The following is a 15,726-nucleotide window of genomic DNA, read 5'->3' as shown; positions in this document are numbered from 1 at the left end:
GTTACGCGGTTTCCCCCGCGCGCCCCAGCAGGGGCCAGCGGGGAATCGGCTGCCGCCACCTCCTCCACACCCGCCCTTCCGCCCACGCGTGGTGAGCCCGTTGGGCCAGGCGGACCCTTCGTTTCACTCGATGCGGGAATCGAGCAATCCGCGAGGCCCTCGGTGCCGGATACCTCATGTGATGACAGAACGAAGAGTCCCGCGACGACCGGTCGACTGGATGCGTGTACCGGCGGGCGCCCTGAGCGGTTTGCTGGCGGGGTTCGCCGCGCTCGCGGTGGCGGAACTGGTGTCCGCGGCGGTGCGGCCCGAGGCCGGCCCGGTGGTCGCGGTCGGGGGCGCGGCCATCGACCGCACCCCCGCGCCCGTCAAGGACTGGGCGATCCAGCACTTCGGCACGAACGACAAGCTCGTCCTGCAGTCGGGCATCCTCGCGGTGCTCGCCCTGCTGGCGATCGTGCTGGGGCTCCTGGCCCTGCGCCATCGTCTGCTCGGCACCGCGGGAGTGCTGCTGTTCGGGGTGATCGGCGGGGTGGCGGCCACCGGCCGCCCCGATTCCACCGGTCTCACCGACGCACTGCCCTCGGTGGCGGGGGCCGTCGTCGGCGCCGCGCTGCTGTACTGGCTCGCGGGCCGCCTCGCGCTCCACCCCGTACGCGCGGTCCCTGAGACGGCTCCTGAGACGGCTCCTGAGGCAGATCCTGAGGCGGCTACTGGTGCAGCCCCCGAAGCGATCCCCGAGACGGCGTCGGCCCCGGCAGGCGTGGACCAACGGTCGGAATGGGACCGCCGAGGGTTCATCATCGCCGCCACCGCCGCTGCCGCCGCATCGGCCGGAGCCGGAGCTCTGGGACGGTCGCTGAACGCCGCGGGCGGCCAGGACGCCATCGCCTCGCGCAACCAGATCACGCTCCCCGCCCCCGCGTCGAAAGCGAACCCGGTGCCCAAGGGCGCGCGGCTCCGGGTGCCCGGCATCAGTTCGTTCGTGACATCGAACAAGGACTTCTACCGGGTGGACACCGCACTCGTGGTCCCGAAGGTGAATGCCGACACCTGGAGTCTGCGCATTCACGGCAAGGGCGTCTCCCGGCCGACGACCGTCACGTTCGACGACCTGCTGCGGCGGGAGCTGATCGAGCGCGACATCACCCTGACCTGCGTGTCGAACGAGGTCGGCGGCCCCTACGTCGGCAACGCCCGCTGGATCGGCGTACGGCTCGCGGACCTGCTGGCGGAGTGCGGGGTCGACCCCCCGTCGAAGGGCGGTCCCGCGGACCAGCTGGTGGCCCGGTCCGTGGACGGCATGACCATCGGCACCCCCGTCGACGACGTGATGGACGGCCGTGACGCCATGCTCGCCCTCGGCATGAACGGACAGCCGCTGCCGTTCACGCACGGCTTCCCCGTGCGCATGCTGGTCCCAGGCCTCTTCGGCTATGTGTCCGCCTGCAAGTGGATCAAGGACATCGAGCTGACCACGTTCGACGACTACGACCCCTACTGGGTGAAGCGCGACTGGGCCCGCAAGGCGCCGGTCAAGACCCAGTCCCGGATCGACACCCCGAAGCCCTTCGCCCGGCCGAAGGCGGGCACCGTCATGGTGGCCGGGGTGGCCTGGGCGCAGCATCGCGGTATCGACAGGGTCGAGGTGCGCGTGGACGACGGCCCCTGGCAGCAGGCCGATCTGGCCGCCGAGGACACCCGGGACACCTGGCGCCAGTGGTCCTTCCCGTGGAAGGCGACCTCGGGGGGCCACACGCTCACGGTGCGGGCGACCGACCGTACGGGCGAGGTCCAGACCGAGAAGCGGACCCGGACGATCCCCGACGGCGCCAGCGGGTGGCACTCGGTGGTGGTCACCGTCGACTGACGGAGCCACCAGACGGAACACCAGGGGGGCCACCGAGGGAACGACCGGGAGAACGACGACTGTGACCATCACAAGATTCACTCGTTTGAACGTGGTCAGGACGCAACGTCGTCAGCCTTTGGAAGGCTTCTTGATCGATGAGCACATCGCAACGGCGCTCGACGAGCGGGTCCGGGCGGGTGGCCCTTGACCAGGCCGAGGCCGTCATCGTCGACCAGTACACCCGCCTCGTACGCCTCGCCTACCTCACGCTCCCCCACACCCTCAGCAGGCACCGACGAGTCCTTGTCGCCCACGCACTGGTACAACGCGCACTACCGGGTTTCCGCATCGGGCGGGCATCGCCCCGGGTGCCCCCACAGCGAAGGCGGACGCCCGACCCCGCCGTGGCCTGCATGCGGGCGCGTGTCCTGCGCTCGGCACTGGCCCATGACCGTCGTCCGCGTGGCTGGCCCGGCTTCCTGCCGCCTCCCCGAGCGCTGCGCCCCATGCTTCCGGTGGTCTGGGGGCTGCGGCTATTCCCTCGCGCGGGCAGCGGCGAGGAGGTCGCGCTCGGGCAGGTCCTCTCCGAGATCCCCGCCTCCGCCCGTGCGGCGTTCGTGCTGCTCCAGTTGGAGGGGCTGCCCCGCCCCGAGGTCGTCGACCTGCTCACCGCCGCCGGTGTGCCCCGCCCGAAGGAGGCACTGCGCACCGCCTGCGACGTCGAGGCAGCCGCGGGCCCGGCGACCCAAGCGCTGCTGCGTTCGCGGGAGTTCGACGCCTGCTCCGTACAGACCCGCCCGACCGATCTGCTGCGCCGCAGGCGTCGTCACCAGCTCGCCTGGTTCACCGCGGGCATCGTCGCGCTCTGCTGTGCGGTGCTCCTGACCACCGTCGGGGGTGCGCCCTCGGACAGACCGTCCCCGTCCCCCGCCGCCGTCGCCGCCCTCGCGGTCGGACCCGAACAGTTGCTCCGCACCCCACGGGACGCCTGGGCCGACACCTCGCGGGTGGACTTCACCGCTTGGCCGGCCCGCGGTCCTCGCACCGACGACGAGGCGCTGATCACCCGCGCGCTCGTCGCCTGGAACGATCCGCCGCGAGGCACCCGGATCAGCGTCGGCAAAGCCACCACCGACGAACCCCCGCCCAAGGACACCCAGTTGCTGTACGCGGGTGACGTCGGCCGGGAGGCGGTCGTGCTGTTCCACGACGGCCGGCGCGTCGTCCGCTACGGCGAGCCGGTCTCATCGCCGGGCGACGCGTCCCTGGACATCTCCCGTTCCGACGAGTCGGACGTGACCACGGCAGCCGCCCTCGTCGTCAGCCGCGAGGCGGGCAAGGTCCGTTATCTGACGGCCCCTTGGATCGCCGAGGCGCAGACGCGCGACCTGCTGACCCCCAACTCCCCCGGCCGTCCGCTCGACGTGTCGGACGAGGGCGTCACCGATCCCGTCGCCGAACCGCCGGGGGCGGGGTCGTGCGCCAGCCGTCCGGTGCTGCAACTGCGCTCCTCCAGCCGGATCGTGGAGAAGCACGCCTTCCTCGTCACCGACCTGGGCGACCTGACGCCCGTGCACCTCAGCTACACCCCGCTGCCCGGCACCGGAGCCCCGCCGCGACAGCCGCGCGAGGCCACCAGCGGTACGGCACTGCGGAGTTGGGCCCACATCGCGTGCCGGCTCCCCGAGCTGAGCCGGAGCGGCGTGCGGTCCGTCAACCAATGGGACTTCGCCGAGCAGAAGCTGCCCGAGCAGGGCGGCCGAGCCGTGTGGTCCTGCACGCGCGCCTCCACCTGGCGCGGCCCAGGGAGCGTCCTGGTGCAGTTCCGTGCGTCCACGGCGTCCGCCACCGGACCGGCGCGGGTCGTCGGGCGAGCACGCTCGACCGCCGCCTGCAGCCGGTTCGGCCAGCACGTCGTCGCCGGTACGCCCTGGACCGCGGGCTCCGGGCGTCACTACTTCCTCGCTGCGGGCAGCCGCGAGGTCGAAGAGATCGATGTGACCGGTGATGTCGATGTGACCGAGCGAGGGCGCACACTGGCCGTCAAGGCTCGAAAGAGCCCCGAAGCGACGGTGCGGGCGCGCCTGGCGGACGGTGAGAGGCTGGACGAGGTCGGCTCGCGCTCCCCGCGCTAGACGGCGGTGGAGATGTGGGTAAGGCGGGCCCGGGGGTCGAGGAGGCGGAGGCAATCGCGTCGTACGACCAATCCGGACACCGGCGCGGCTCCGAATCAGTCACGTCGGCCGAGTCCACCACGTCCACCACGTCCATCAGGCCCATCACGTCCACCGCGTTCGGCCGGTCACCGACATGTCGAGGAGTACCTGTGCCCTTCCGCGATGGCCACCGCCCGGCGCTGGAGCCGACCGGACCGGTCGAGAAGCCACGTGCGGCCGTGCTCCTGCTGCACGGTGGCCGCGAGCACGGGACCGAGGCACCCCCGCCGTGGAATCTGCCGCGCGCGCGGCTGCGGCTCTTCGAGGGCGAGATCCGTGAGTCCACGGCGGGAGGCTCGGTGCTGATCGGGCGGGTGCGCTATCGCGTCCGCGGCTGGAATGGCGAGCGGGAGGACGCGGCGCGGGACGCCCGTCAGGCCCTGCGCGAGCTGGAGCTCCTCGCCGGTGACGTGCCGACCGTCCTGGTGGGGCATTCGATGGGGGCCCGCGCCGCCCTGCGTGCCGCCGGGGATCCGCTGGTGCGAGCGGTGGTCGGCCTGGCCCCCTGGTGCCCCACCGGGGAACCGGTGGCACACCTGAGCGGCCGCCGCGTGGTCCTGCTCCACGGCGACCAGGACCGTACGACCGATCCCCGCTCCTCCCTCGACTTCGCGAGGCGTGCCACCGCCGCGGGCGCCGAGGCGGCCATCGTGCTGATGCACGGCAGCGGCCACGCCATGCTGAGGCGGGCCCACGCATGGCACACGCTGGCCGGGAGGACGGTGGCCGGTCTACTGGACCTCGCGGATCTCCCGCCCTTGATCGCCGACCAGTTTCCCCCCACCGGCACGGCCTACTGACCCCGCTGATCCCTCGGCCGAAGATCGCCTCGTTCTTGACCAAGCCGCGGGACGTTCCGCTCCGAATCATCTTCACAGCACGTCCGGCGGATCCGGACGAGGAGATGGGACGGAATGAGAGAACAGCGACGGCGTACGGCGGTGCTGGGATCCGGGGTGGCGGGGCTCACCGCCGCGTACATCCTGCGATCCGCACATGACGTGACCCTCTACGAGGCGGACGACCGGCTCGGGGGCCATGCCCACACCCACGACGTGCCGGGAACGGACGGCCGGACACGCAGCGTGGACTCCGGGTTCATCGTGCACAACGACCGCACCTATCCGAACCTGCTCCGTCTCTTCCGCGAACTGGACGTCACCTCGCGCCCGACGGAGATGAGCATGTCCGTGCGGTGCGAGGGCTGCGGCCTCGAATACGCGGGCGCGCGCGGGCCCCGCGGCCTGTTCGCGCAGCCGCGCAACGCGCTGCGCGTCCCGTACCTGCGCATGCTCGCCGAGATACCGCGCTTCCACCGCAGGGCGTCGGAGGCCCTCGCGCAGTCCGTGGCAGACACGGATTCCGACGGCACGTTCGGCGCGTTCCTCGACCGCCACCGGTTCTCCCCCTACTTCGTCCGGCACTTCGCGGTGCCGCTCGTGTCGGCGGTGTGGTCCTGTCCGCCGGGTACGGCCCTGCGCTATCCGGCGCTCTACCTGTTCCGGTTCCTCGATCACCACGGGATGCTCACGGTCACCGGGTCTCCCGCCTGGCGCACCGTGGCCGGTGGTTCGCGGGAGTACGTGGAGCGGATCGGCAAGCAGCTCCAGACCGTTCACACATCGACGCCGGTGCGGTCCGTGCGGCGTGACGACGGCCGCGTGACGCTCACCACCGCGGACGGCACGACCGACTCGTACGACTCGGTGGTCGTCGCGGTCCATCCGGACCAGGCGCTGCGGCTGCTGGCCGACGCGTCCGCGGAGGAGCGCGAGATCCTCGGCGCCTTCCGCTACTCCCGTAACCCCGCCCAGCTGCACACCGACACCAGCGTGCTGCCGCGCAGCCGTTCCGCGCGCGCCTCGTGGAACTACCTGCTCCCCTCGTGCGGCGCCACGACCGACCACGTGCGGGTCAGCTACGACATGAGCCGCCTGCAGCAACTCGACGCTCCCGAGACGTACGTGGTGACCCTGGGCGGGGAGAGCGTGGTGGACCCGGGCCGGGTGCTGGCCAGGATGGCGTACGAGCACCCCGTCTACACACCGGAGTCGGTCGCCGCGCAGCGACGGCTCTCCTCGCTGAGCGGGCCCGTCACCGCGTTCGCGGGCGCCTATCACGGCTGGGGTTTCCACGAGGACGGCTGCCGCTCGGGGGTCGAGGCGGCCCTGGCGATGGGGGTGCGCTGGTGAACACCTCCCCCGGCCCGGCGCCGGCGCTGTATCCGAGCGTCATCACCCATGTCCGTGCCGGCCCGCCTGGGTACAAGCTCACGCACCGCACCTACCTGTGGCTGATCGACCTGGACAAGCCACCACAACTGCCTTCCGCGCTACGTCCGTTGGCCCGTTTCAAAGGCCGCGACCACTTCGGCGGCGCGGACACGGACATCAAGGCGGGCCTCGAAGCATTCCTCGCCACCCGCGGGATCACGCTGGACGGCGGTCGCATGCTGATGCTCGCCCACGCCCGCGTCCTCGGATACGTCTTCAACCCGCTCTCCTTGTACTGGTGTCACGGCCCCGGCGGCGAACTGCGCTGCGTGGTGGCCGAGGTGCACAACACCTACGGCGAGCGGCACTGCTACCTCATGGGCCCCGAGGCCGCGCAGCGAGCGGACGTGCCCAAGGAGTTCTACGTCTCGCCGTTCTTCCCGGTCGAGGGCGAGTACCGGATGCGGCTCCCCCTGCCAGGAGAGCGCCTCGGCATCACCCTGCACCTCGACCTGGGCGGCCACCGGAAGTTCACGGCAACCGTGCGCGGTGAGCGCCGGCCCGCCACCCCAGGCGCGCTGCTGCGGGCGGCCGTCCGTCACCCCTGGTCGACGGTGGCCGTATCGGCGTCCATCCGGCGGCACGGCATCGCGTTGTGGCTGCGTGGCCTGCCCGTGCAGAACCGACCCCGGCATCGTCCCCAGGAGGGCTTGAAGTGAGTACGTCCGTATCCGGAGCACCCGGCGTGTCCGGTACACCCGACGCATCCGGAACACCCGGCGTCTCGCGTCCGCGGGGCCCGGTCGACGCCGGACGGTGGCCCGATGTCGCGGCCGTTCCGTCCTGCTCCGCCGCCCGGCGCGCGGCGGCCAGGATCGTCGTGCGCCACGCCCTGGACGGCCTGCCGCTCCACGTGGCGATGGGCGGCGGTGAACGGTGGGGCTCGGGCGGCCCGTTGCTGGAGGTACGCGATCCCGACAGCTTCCTGCGGCGTGTCGCGACGCGCGGCCTCGTCGGATTCGGCGAGTCGTACATGGCGCACGAGTGGGACGCGCAGGACCTGGTCGCGGTGCTCGCCGTACTGGCCGACCACGCGGCCACGCTCGTACCGCCCTCGCTGCAGCGACTGCGCGCGCTCTGGGCACCCCGCAAGCCGGCCGAACAGCGCAACACGCCCAGCGGCGCGCAGGCCAACATCCAGCACCACTACGACTTGTCGAACGACCTGTTCGCGCTGTTCCTCGACGAGTCCTTGAGTTACTCATCCGCGCTGTTCGACCAGTTGCCCGCGACCTGGTCCGACCTGGAGACGGGCCAGCACCGCAAGATCGACAGGATGCTCGACCTGTGCGGTGTGGGGCCCGGCACGCGGCTGCTGGAGATCGGCACGGGCTGGGGCGCCCTGGCCGTCCGTGCGGCCGCGCGGGGCGCGAGCGTCCATTCGGTCACCCTCTCCGCCGAGCAGCGCGACCTCGCCCAAGAACGGGTACGGGCCGCGGGGTACGAGGACCGCGTCCGCATCGAGCTGTGCGACTACCGCGAGGTGCGCGGCAGATACGACGCGATCGCGAGCGTGGAGATGATCGAGGCGGTCGGGGCGGAGTACTGGCCCACGTTCTTCCGCACCCTGGACTCCTTGCTGGCGCCGGGCGGTTCGGTGGCGCTCCAGGCGATCACCATGCCGCACGACCGCATGCTGGCCAGCCGGAACACTTTCACCTGGGTCCAGAAGTACATCTTCCCCGGCGGCCTGCTGCCCTCCGTCCAGGCCATCGAGGAGACCGCGCGCACCCACACCGGCCTCCGGGTCACCGCGTGCGACGGGTTCGGCGCGCACTACGCGCAGACGCTTCACCTGTGGCGCGAGCGCTTCGCCCAACAGGACGACGGGGTGGCCGACTTGGGCTTCGACGCCACGTTCCGGCGCATGTGGGACTTCTACCTCGCCTATTCCGAGGCCGGGTTCCGCTCCGGCTATCTCGACGTGCACCAGATCCAGTTGACCGGAGAGCCGACCGAGGACGGAGCAGGACAGTGACCTCCACCGCTGAGCGCCTCAACGGACTTCTCGCCGACGTACTGGGCGGGCCCGTGCCGCTGCGGCTGCGCGCCTGGGACGGCAGTGAGTGCGGGCCGCCGGGCACTCCGGTCGTCATCGTCCGCTCCCGCCGTGCGCTGCGCCGTCTGCTGTGGCAGCCGGGCGAACTCGGCCTGGCCGAGGCGTACATCACCGGTGACCTCGACATCGAGGGTGACCTCGCGGACGGGCTGCGGACCATGTGGGCCGGGGCCCGGGAGCAGCGGCTCGCCCCGGTCAGGCCCGGGGTGGGACAGCTGGCCTCCGCCGTGGCGGCCGCGGCCCGGCTCGGCGCCGTCGGCCCGCCCCCGAAGGCGCCCGCGGGCCGTGCCCGGCTGCGGGGCTTGCGGCACAGCACCGCCCGGGACCGGGCCGCCATCAGCCACCATTACGACGTCTCGCACCGCTTCTACGAACTGCTCCTCGACGCCTCCCTGGCGTACTCCTGCGCCTACTGGGCGAGCGAGGATCCGCGGTACGGCCTGGCGGACGCCCAGGAAGCCAAGCTCGAACTGGTCTGCCGGAAGCTGGGGCTCGCCCCCGGCTCCCGGCTGCTCGACGTCGGCTGTGGCTGGGGATCGCTCGCCCTCTATGCGGCAGAACGGCACAAGGCGCAGGTCACGGCCGTGACGCTGTCCCGTGAGCAGCGGGATGTCGTACGGGCGCGGGTGCGCGAGCGCGGCCTGGGCGACCAGGTGGACGTACAGCTCCGGCACTACCGCGCGATCGAGAACGGACAGTACGAGGCCATCAGCGTGATCGAGATGGGCGAGCACGTCGGAGACACGGAGTACCCGGGGTTCGCGGCTCAACTGCACGGTCTGCTGCGGCCGCAGGGCCGGATCCTCGTCCAGCAGATGTCCCGCGGGTCCACCGCCCCCGGCGGCGGCGCGTTCATCGAGTCGTACATCGCGCCGGACATGCACATGCGCCCCCTGGGCGAGACGATCGGCCTGTGGGAGGGGGCGGGCTTCGAGGTGCGGTCGGCCGAGTCGCTGCGCGAGCACTACGTGCGCACCGTCAACGCCTGGCGGGCCACGCTGGAGGAGCGCTGGGAGGAGTTCGTGGCGCTGGTCGGGGTGGAGGCGGCCAGGACCTGGCGGCTGTATCTCGTGGGCGGCTCGCTCGCGTTCGAGGAGAGGCGCATGGGCGTCGACCAGATTCTCGCCATACGCACCAGTGACCTGGGCTGGTCGGGGATGCCCGCCACGACGGCCGGCTGGCACCGCGCGGGCGGTGCGTCGTGAACGGCTTCGCCTGGGGCGCGTTCGGCGTCAATCTCGCCTTCGCCGCGCTCACCGCCCTGGCCGTGCTCCTGGCCACCTTCGCGGTCGCGCTGCGCCGCGGGCTGCACCGCGTCGTGGACTGCGCCTGGGGGATCGCCTTCGCGGCCGTCGCCCTCATGACGTACGTCCTCTCGGCGGGCCACGGCGACGAGGGGCGACGGCTGTTGGTGACGGCTCTGACGGTGGTGTGGGGCCTGCGGCTCGCGGGGCACATCGCCTGGCGCGCGCGGGGCCACGGCGAGGACCCGCGCTACGAACGGCTGCTGTCCAAGGCGCCGGGCAACAAGAACGCCTACGCCCTGCGCATGGTCTATCTGCTGCAGGGCGGTCTGGTCTGGCTGGTGTCCCTGCCGGTGCAGGCCGCCGCCTACATCGGCGGACCGCTGGGCGTGCTCGCCGCCGCGGGAGCGGTCCTGTGGCTGGTCGGTCTGGCCTTCGAGACGGTCGGGGACTTCCAGCTCGCCCGGTTCAAGGCGGATCCGGCCAACAAAGGACGTCTCATGGACCGCGGCCTCTGGTCCTGGACGCGCCATCCGAACTATTTCGGTGACTTCTGCGTCTGGTGGGGGCTTTTCCTCATCACGTGCGAGGCGCCGGTGGCGGCCGCCGCGACGATCATCGGCCCCGCGGTGATGACGTATCTGCTGACGCGGGGCAGCGGGAAAGCGCTGCTCGAACGGCATATGGCGGACCGGCCCGGTTACGCCGCCTACCAGCGGCGCACCAGCGGCTTCTTCCCGAGGCCACCGCGCTCCACGTAAAGGACGCCGGGAGAAACGCTGTCGGACGGAACGTAAGCCCGCTTTCGACTGAGCGAAAGCAGGGTGTCAATTGCGCCCCGCGGGCGGAGTCACAGCATCGTGCCTCTATACGTGACGACCGGGCGCGGTAGCTTGGAGATGATTCCCCCCTGCGGCCGTTCCCCCTCACACCGCCCTCCGCGCGGCGGACTGCCGGCGCACGGCCGCCGATCGCTGTGGATGGTGTGCCCACGGAAGGGAGAGGCGGCATGACCGCCATGTCCAAGAGGCAGCGCGAGGAACGGCTTGCGTCCGCGTTCGTGGATCTCGCGTCCCCCCTGGTGCGGGACGTGAGCGTGAACGACGTCCTGCGGACCCTGACCGCGCACTGCGTGGAACTCCTTGACGTGTCCGCGTCCGGGGTCCTGCTCGACATTCCGCACGACCGCGTCGTGGAGGTGGCGGCCTCCGACGAGCACACCCGCGGCCTTGAACTGTTCGGCCTCGAATGGGACGAGGGCCCGTGCCGGGACTGCAGTCGCTCCCGGTCCCACGTGTCCGAGGTCCGGCTGGACGTCGATGCCGCCTCCGCACGGTGGCCCCGCTTCACGCCGCGCGCCCTGCTCCTTGGCTTCACCTCGGTCGCGACGGTCCCCCTGCGCTTCCAGGACACGGTGGTCGGCGCGCTGAGCCTCCTCCATGACCGGCCCCGACCGCTGGACGACGGCCGGCTGCACCTGGCCAAGGCGCTGGCGGACACCGCCACCATCTGCGTGATCCAGCAGCAGGTGCTGCGGGGGCAGCGGACACAGATCGCGCGGTTGCAGGGCTCCCTCGCAGCCCGGATCACCATCGAGCAGGCCAAGGGGTACCTCTCCAACTCCCGCGGGTGCAGCGCGGACCAGGCATTGCTGCGCATGCGCACGTATGCCAGGAACCGCCAGCTCAAGCTCGCCGATGTGGCCCACCAAGTCCTGAACGGGGCTGCGGCGGACACTCTGCTCGCCCCTGACCGCTGATTCCCCCGCCCGCCCACCCGGCCCCTCGCCGGCAATCTGCCCGCCGGACCGCCCAGAACCTGGCCCCGCCTGGCAGATCTCTCCGTGATCCTCACGAACCCGCAGGTCAGAGGCCGCGCGGGGAGTGCGCCGGGTGGCGCAATACTCCGGCAACACCACGGCGGCGGCAGCGTCGGTATGGTCCCTCGCATGCCAGCCGAACGTATCCGCGAGCACACCGTGCCCGGTCCGCACGCAGCCGCCGCCCGACGGCGCCGACTGCGTGCGGACCAGGCGCGGCAGCTCGCCGACCTGTTGCGCCACCAGGTGCGCACCGGGGGCTTTCCCAGCGGTGTACTGCCGCTGGAGGGCACCATCGGCAGCGAGTACCGCGTCTCCCGGAACACCGTCCGGCAGGCGCTTGATCTGCTCCGTACGGAGGGGCTGCTCGAACGGCAGCCCGGTGTCGGCACCGTGGTGGTGTCCGAGAAGTATCCGCACGGCCTCGACCGATTGCAGGGCCTCGCCGAGACCCTGCGCGAACACGGCGACGTCACCAACGAAGTCCGTACGGTCGGTCCCGTCCCCGCGCCCGCACCCGTGGCCCGGCGGCTGGGTCTCGTGGAGCACACCGACGTGCTCTACATCGAGCGGCTGCGCCGGCTGGGCGGTCTGCCCCTCTCGCTCGACCTCACCTACATCCCGATGGACATCGGCGCGGGCCTCCTCGGCTGCGACCTGGAGAACACGGATGTGTTCCGTCTCCTGGAGACCCTGACCGGGCAGGCGCTCGGCACGGCCGAGATCACCCTGGAGGCCGTCAACGCCGACGTGCACTCCGCCGCCGTGCTCGAAGCGCCCCGCGGCGCCGCCGTACTCATGCTGGAACGGCTCACGTCGCTGTCCGACGGACGCCCCGTGGACCTGGAGTTCATCCGCTTCCGCGGTGACCGCATCGCCATGAGCGGGCTGCTCCACCGCGCCCACTGATCCACCGTCCCCGCTTCTTTTCGCCTGCCACCTCTTTCCTGGAGACAGCCATGCCTCTGGCCCCCCAGCGCGCCGACGTGCCCGTGACCATCGACGAGTCGAAGTGCATCGACGGCTGCACGCTCTGTGTCGACATGTGCCCGCTCGACTCCCTCGCGATCAACCCGGACAGCGGCAAGGCCTACATGCACGTCGACGAGTGCTGGTACTGCGGGCCCTGCGCGGCCCGCTGCCCCACCGGCGCGGTCACGGTCAACATGCCCTACCTGCTCCGGTGAAGCCGCAGCAGGAAACCGGCGTCGGCACGGTCGAGAGGCTCACTCCCATGAACATGAAACGCACGGCCCTCAGCGCTTCCCTGGCCGCCCTGACGGCCTTCTCCCTGGCGGGCTGCGGCGGGGCGAGCGCGGACGACTCCGGTACCATCACCATCACCATCGGCTACCAGTCCAAGACCATCAACACGGTCACCGCCGGGACGCTGCTGCGCTCGCTCGGCTACTTCGAGCAGGAACTCGCCGCGCGCGGCAGACGTGAGGGCGTCACCTACAAGGTGAAGTGGCAGGACTACGCCACCGGCGCGCCCATCACCGCGCAGATGACCGCCGGGAAGATCGACATCGGCTCGATGGGCGACTTCCCCCTGCTGATCAACGCGGCCCGCGGCGCCCAGCTGAACCGGCCGACGAAGCTCGTCTCCGTCACCGGGTACAACCTCCGCGGAGGCCTCAACACGATTGTCACGGCGCCCGGTTCGAAGCTGTCCTCGCTGTCGGACCTGCGCGGCAAGAAGGTCTCGACGAGCGTCGGTTCGGCCGCCGACGGCACTCTGGTACGGGCGCTGCGGCAGACGGGCATCGATCCCGAGGAGGACGTCCGCAAGCTCAACCAGCAGCCCGCGGTGGGTGCTTCAGCACTCCAGGCGGGCGGCGCGGACGCGCTGTCGCAGTTCGTGGCGTGGCCGGGGCTGCTCGCGTACCAGGGCCGGGCCCGAGCGCTGTACGACGGCGCGGAGCTGGACCTGCCCACCTTCCACGGTGTCACCGCGCGGGAGGACTTCGCCAAGAAGCGGCCCGGCGTCCTGGAAGACTTCCTGCGAGCCCAGATCAAGGCGACGGGCTATCTCGACGAACGGCCGGTCGCGGCCGCCGAGTCGGTGGCGAAGTCCACGGGTCTCCCGGCCGAGGTCGTCTACCTCTACAACGGCGCGCACGGCATCGCCACCTTCGACCCCACGCTGAAGCCGGCGCTGGTGGCCGCGTTGAAGAAGGACGTGCCCGTGCTGAAGTCGGCGAAGCTGGTGGGCGACGTCGACGTGGACGGCTTCGTCGACGGGCGGTACGTGAAGAAGGCGTACGGCAAGGGCTACTCCAAGGCGCTCGCCGCCAACCCCGGGCCGCCCCGCAGCGAGCTCTGGCTGAAGGGCGAGGACAGGACCCGGTCCTTCGGCACCCCGGCCCAGATGCTGCGTCAGGCGGCCACGCGACAGGGCGGGGTGCGGGCCGCCTACGTCCCCGACACCACCACCGGGACGCTCTGGTTCGCCGACAAGGCCCGGTGGGTCGCGGACGGCAAGAAGCTGCTGCCGTTCGTCACCCCCTCCGCGGCCAGCGCCTACCGCACGGCGCACCCGGGCGCCCACGCCATCTCGTACAACAAGGCCATGAGGCGGGCATCATGACGTTCCGTCACCTCGTGCGCCTCCTGTCGCTGGCCGGAGCGCTCGGCCTGTGGCAGTTGCTGACCGCGCTCGACGTCGACCTGTGGCTGCGCTTCGAGCAGTTCCCGACGGTCGTCGATGTCACGCGGGAGTTCGGGCGGCGCGTCGGCGGCGAAGCGTACTGGCAGGACCTCACCGACAGCCTCAGCCGCATCGTCACCGGCTTCGCGCTCGCGGCGGTCGCGGGGGTGGCCGTCGGCACGGCGATCGCGCGCTCGCGGCTGGCCGCCGACCTGCTCGGCCCTGTCCTCGAAGTGCTGCGGCCCATACCGGCGATCGCCCTGGTGCCGGTGGCGATCCTGCTCTTCCCCAGCAATGAGCAGGGCATCGTCTTCATCACCTTCACCGCGGCGTTCTTCCCCGTCATGGTCTCCACCCGGCACGCCGTCGGGGCCCTGACCCCGGTCTGGGAGGAGGCGGTCCTGACCATGGGGGGCGGCCGGTGGCGTGTGCTCGGCTCGGTGGTCCTGCCGGGGGCGCTGCCCGGCATCCTCGGCGGGCTCTCCGTGGGCATCGGTGTCTCGTGGATCTGTGTGATCTCGGCAGAGATGATCTCCGGCGAGTACGGGGTGGGCTACCGCACCTGGCAGGACTACACGGTGGTCGACTACCCCGGCGTCTTCGTCGGCATGGTCACGATCGGCGCGCTCGGGTGGATGACGTCGACCGCGGTGGAGGTGCTGGGCCGCCGGGTGACGAGGTGGCTCCCCCGGACGGAGTCCCGCACCGGGGCGCCGGTTCCGCGGCGCCGGTCCGTGCGCAGGGCCCCGGTCCCGCACCCGGCGGCTCCCGCCACCTCAGAAGTCGCCAAGGAGGCGTGACCCATGACCACTCCCCCCGACATGACCACACCCCCGTCGACCGCCCTCGCACCCGCCCACGCTCCGGCCCTCGGCACCCGGCTCACCTTGCGTGACGCGTCGGTCGGCCGGGAGGGCACGGCGGTCCTCGACGGCCTCGAACTGGACATCGCGCCCGGCGAGATCCTCACCGTCGTCGGCCCCTCCGGGTGCGGGAAATCCACCCTCCTCCGCACCCTCGCCGGGCTGCTCCCGCCGCTCGGCGGGGAGGTCACCCAGGACGGCAGCCCCATCACCGCTCCCGACGCGGAGCGGGCACTGATCTTCCAGGACGACGCGTTGCTGCCGTGGCGCACGCTCCGGGCCAATGTCGAACTGCCGCTGGCCATCAAGGGGTTGAGGCGGACGGAGCGTCGATCCAAGGCGGAGAGCTGGCTGGAGCGGGTCGGCCTGGGCGGGCACGGCGCGACACTGCCGCACCGTGTGTCGGGCGGACAGCCGCAGCGTGTCCAGCTCGCTCGCGCCCTCGCGGGCGAGCCCCGGGCCGTCCTCATGGACGAGCCGTTCGGCGCGCTGGACGCGCAGACCCGGGCGGGGATGCAGCAGTTGCTGGCCGACGTGCTGCGCGGCACGGGCGCGACCGTCGTCTTCGTCACCCACGACGTGGACGAGGCGCTCTTCCTCGGGGACCGCGTCGCCCTCCTCGGCACGGGCACGGGACGCGTCCCCCGCGTACTGGACGTGCCGCGCCCCCGCGACCGTACAGCCCACGGCGACCCCGCCACGGTGGAGCTGCGCCGCACGGTTCTCACTTCCCTCGGCACCTGACTCCCT

Annotated in this window: 14 protein-coding genes; all 14 read left to right on the top strand. The window is 71.7% G+C overall.

What is annotated here, in order from left to right:
* Window positions 1-181 precede the first annotated feature (181 nt).
* The 14 genes from AB0E78_RS40565 (at window position 182) to AB0E78_RS40500 (ending at window position 15,720) form a co-directional block, all read left to right on the top strand.
* Window positions 182-1,870, top strand: a complete 1,689-nt coding sequence (locus tag AB0E78_RS40565; RefSeq protein WP_361844324.1) for a molybdopterin-dependent oxidoreductase — start codon at window positions 182-184, stop codon at window positions 1,868-1,870.
* Window positions 1,871-2,007: 137 nt separating this feature from the next.
* Window positions 2,008-3,987: a hypothetical protein gene (locus AB0E78_RS40560; protein WP_361844321.1), complete on the top strand. Its 1,980-nt coding sequence runs from the start codon at window positions 2,008-2,010 to the stop codon at window positions 3,985-3,987.
* Between the two features lie 191 nt (window positions 3,988-4,178).
* Complete coding sequence (locus AB0E78_RS40555) at window positions 4,179-4,868, top strand: alpha/beta fold hydrolase (RefSeq protein ID WP_361844319.1); 690 nt, start codon at window positions 4,179-4,181, stop codon at window positions 4,866-4,868.
* Between the two features lie 114 nt (window positions 4,869-4,982).
* Complete coding sequence (locus AB0E78_RS40550) at window positions 4,983-6,260, top strand: FAD-dependent oxidoreductase (protein WP_361844316.1); 1,278 nt, start codon at window positions 4,983-4,985, stop codon at window positions 6,258-6,260.
* A complete protein-coding gene (locus tag AB0E78_RS40545) occupies window positions 6,254-7,000 on the top strand; it encodes a DUF1365 domain-containing protein (protein ID WP_361844361.1) in 747 nt (248 codons plus the stop codon). Before AB0E78_RS40550 ends, AB0E78_RS40545 begins: the two co-directional genes overlap by 7 nt.
* 26 nt (window positions 7,001-7,026) lie before the next feature.
* A complete protein-coding gene (locus AB0E78_RS40540; protein ID WP_361844358.1) occupies window positions 7,027-8,319 on the top strand; it encodes a cyclopropane-fatty-acyl-phospholipid synthase family protein in 1,293 nt (430 codons plus the stop codon).
* Window positions 8,316-9,605, top strand: coding sequence for a cyclopropane-fatty-acyl-phospholipid synthase family protein (locus tag AB0E78_RS40535; RefSeq protein ID WP_361844314.1), 1,290 nt, complete (start codon window positions 8,316-8,318; stop codon window positions 9,603-9,605). Before AB0E78_RS40540 ends, AB0E78_RS40535 begins: the two co-directional genes overlap by 4 nt.
* Entirely contained in the window at window positions 9,602-10,405 is an 804-nt protein-coding gene (locus AB0E78_RS40530; protein ID WP_361844311.1) for a DUF1295 domain-containing protein, read from the top strand. The genes AB0E78_RS40535 and AB0E78_RS40530 overlap by 4 nt, the downstream gene beginning before the upstream one ends.
* A gap of 248 nt (window positions 10,406-10,653) precedes the next feature.
* Window positions 10,654-11,403 carry a GAF and ANTAR domain-containing protein gene (locus AB0E78_RS40525; RefSeq protein WP_361844309.1) on the top strand — a complete coding sequence of 250 codons (750 nt, stop codon included), beginning with the start codon at window positions 10,654-10,656 and terminating at the stop codon, window positions 11,401-11,403.
* 189 nt (window positions 11,404-11,592) lie between these two features.
* Window positions 11,593-12,372 carry a GntR family transcriptional regulator gene (locus AB0E78_RS40520; RefSeq protein ID WP_361844307.1) on the top strand — a complete coding sequence of 260 codons (780 nt, stop codon included), beginning with the start codon at window positions 11,593-11,595 and terminating at the stop codon, window positions 12,370-12,372.
* Between the two features lie 50 nt (window positions 12,373-12,422).
* Complete coding sequence (locus AB0E78_RS40515) at window positions 12,423-12,650, top strand: ferredoxin family protein (protein WP_361844304.1); 228 nt, start codon at window positions 12,423-12,425, stop codon at window positions 12,648-12,650.
* 53 nt (window positions 12,651-12,703) lie between these two features.
* On the top strand, window positions 12,704-14,053 hold the full coding sequence (locus tag AB0E78_RS40510; RefSeq protein ID WP_361844355.1) for an ABC transporter substrate-binding protein: 1,350 nt from the start codon (window positions 12,704-12,706) through the stop codon (window positions 14,051-14,053).
* Window positions 14,050-14,913, top strand: a complete 864-nt coding sequence (locus AB0E78_RS40505) for an ABC transporter permease (protein ID WP_361844302.1) — start codon at window positions 14,050-14,052, stop codon at window positions 14,911-14,913. The genes AB0E78_RS40510 and AB0E78_RS40505 overlap by 4 nt, the downstream gene beginning before the upstream one ends.
* Window positions 14,914-14,916: 3 nt before the next feature.
* Window positions 14,917-15,720, top strand: a complete 804-nt coding sequence (locus AB0E78_RS40500; protein WP_361844300.1) for an ABC transporter ATP-binding protein — start codon at window positions 14,917-14,919, stop codon at window positions 15,718-15,720.
* Window positions 15,721-15,726 lie beyond the last annotated feature (6 nt).

The sequence above is a fragment of the Streptomyces sp. NPDC032198 genome, assembly GCF_040636975.1.
Lineage (GTDB): Bacteria > Actinomycetota > Actinomycetes > Streptomycetales > Streptomycetaceae > Streptomyces.
The sequence above is the reverse complement of the archived record's forward strand: the minus strand, read 5'-3'. Positions and strand labels throughout refer to the sequence as shown.

Coding starts and splice junctions, on each gene's coding strand:
- AB0E78_RS40500 (WP_361844300.1), top strand. CDS start 14,917: ATGACCACTCCCCCCGACATGACCACACCCCCGTCGACCGCCCTCGCA.
- AB0E78_RS40550 (WP_361844316.1), top strand. CDS start 4,983: ATGAGAGAACAGCGACGGCGTACGGCGGTGCTGGGATCCGGGGTGGCG.
- AB0E78_RS40525 (WP_361844309.1), top strand. CDS start 10,654: ATGACCGCCATGTCCAAGAGGCAGCGCGAGGAACGGCTTGCGTCCGCG.
- AB0E78_RS40520 (WP_361844307.1), top strand. CDS start 11,593: ATGCCAGCCGAACGTATCCGCGAGCACACCGTGCCCGGTCCGCACGCA.
- AB0E78_RS40560 (WP_361844321.1), top strand. CDS start 2,008: ATGAGCACATCGCAACGGCGCTCGACGAGCGGGTCCGGGCGGGTGGCC.
- AB0E78_RS40565 (WP_361844324.1), top strand. CDS start 182: ATGACAGAACGAAGAGTCCCGCGACGACCGGTCGACTGGATGCGTGTA.
- AB0E78_RS40515 (WP_361844304.1), top strand. CDS start 12,423: ATGCCTCTGGCCCCCCAGCGCGCCGACGTGCCCGTGACCATCGACGAG.
- AB0E78_RS40510 (WP_361844355.1), top strand. CDS start 12,704: ATGAAACGCACGGCCCTCAGCGCTTCCCTGGCCGCCCTGACGGCCTTC.
- AB0E78_RS40505 (WP_361844302.1), top strand. CDS start 14,050: ATGACGTTCCGTCACCTCGTGCGCCTCCTGTCGCTGGCCGGAGCGCTC.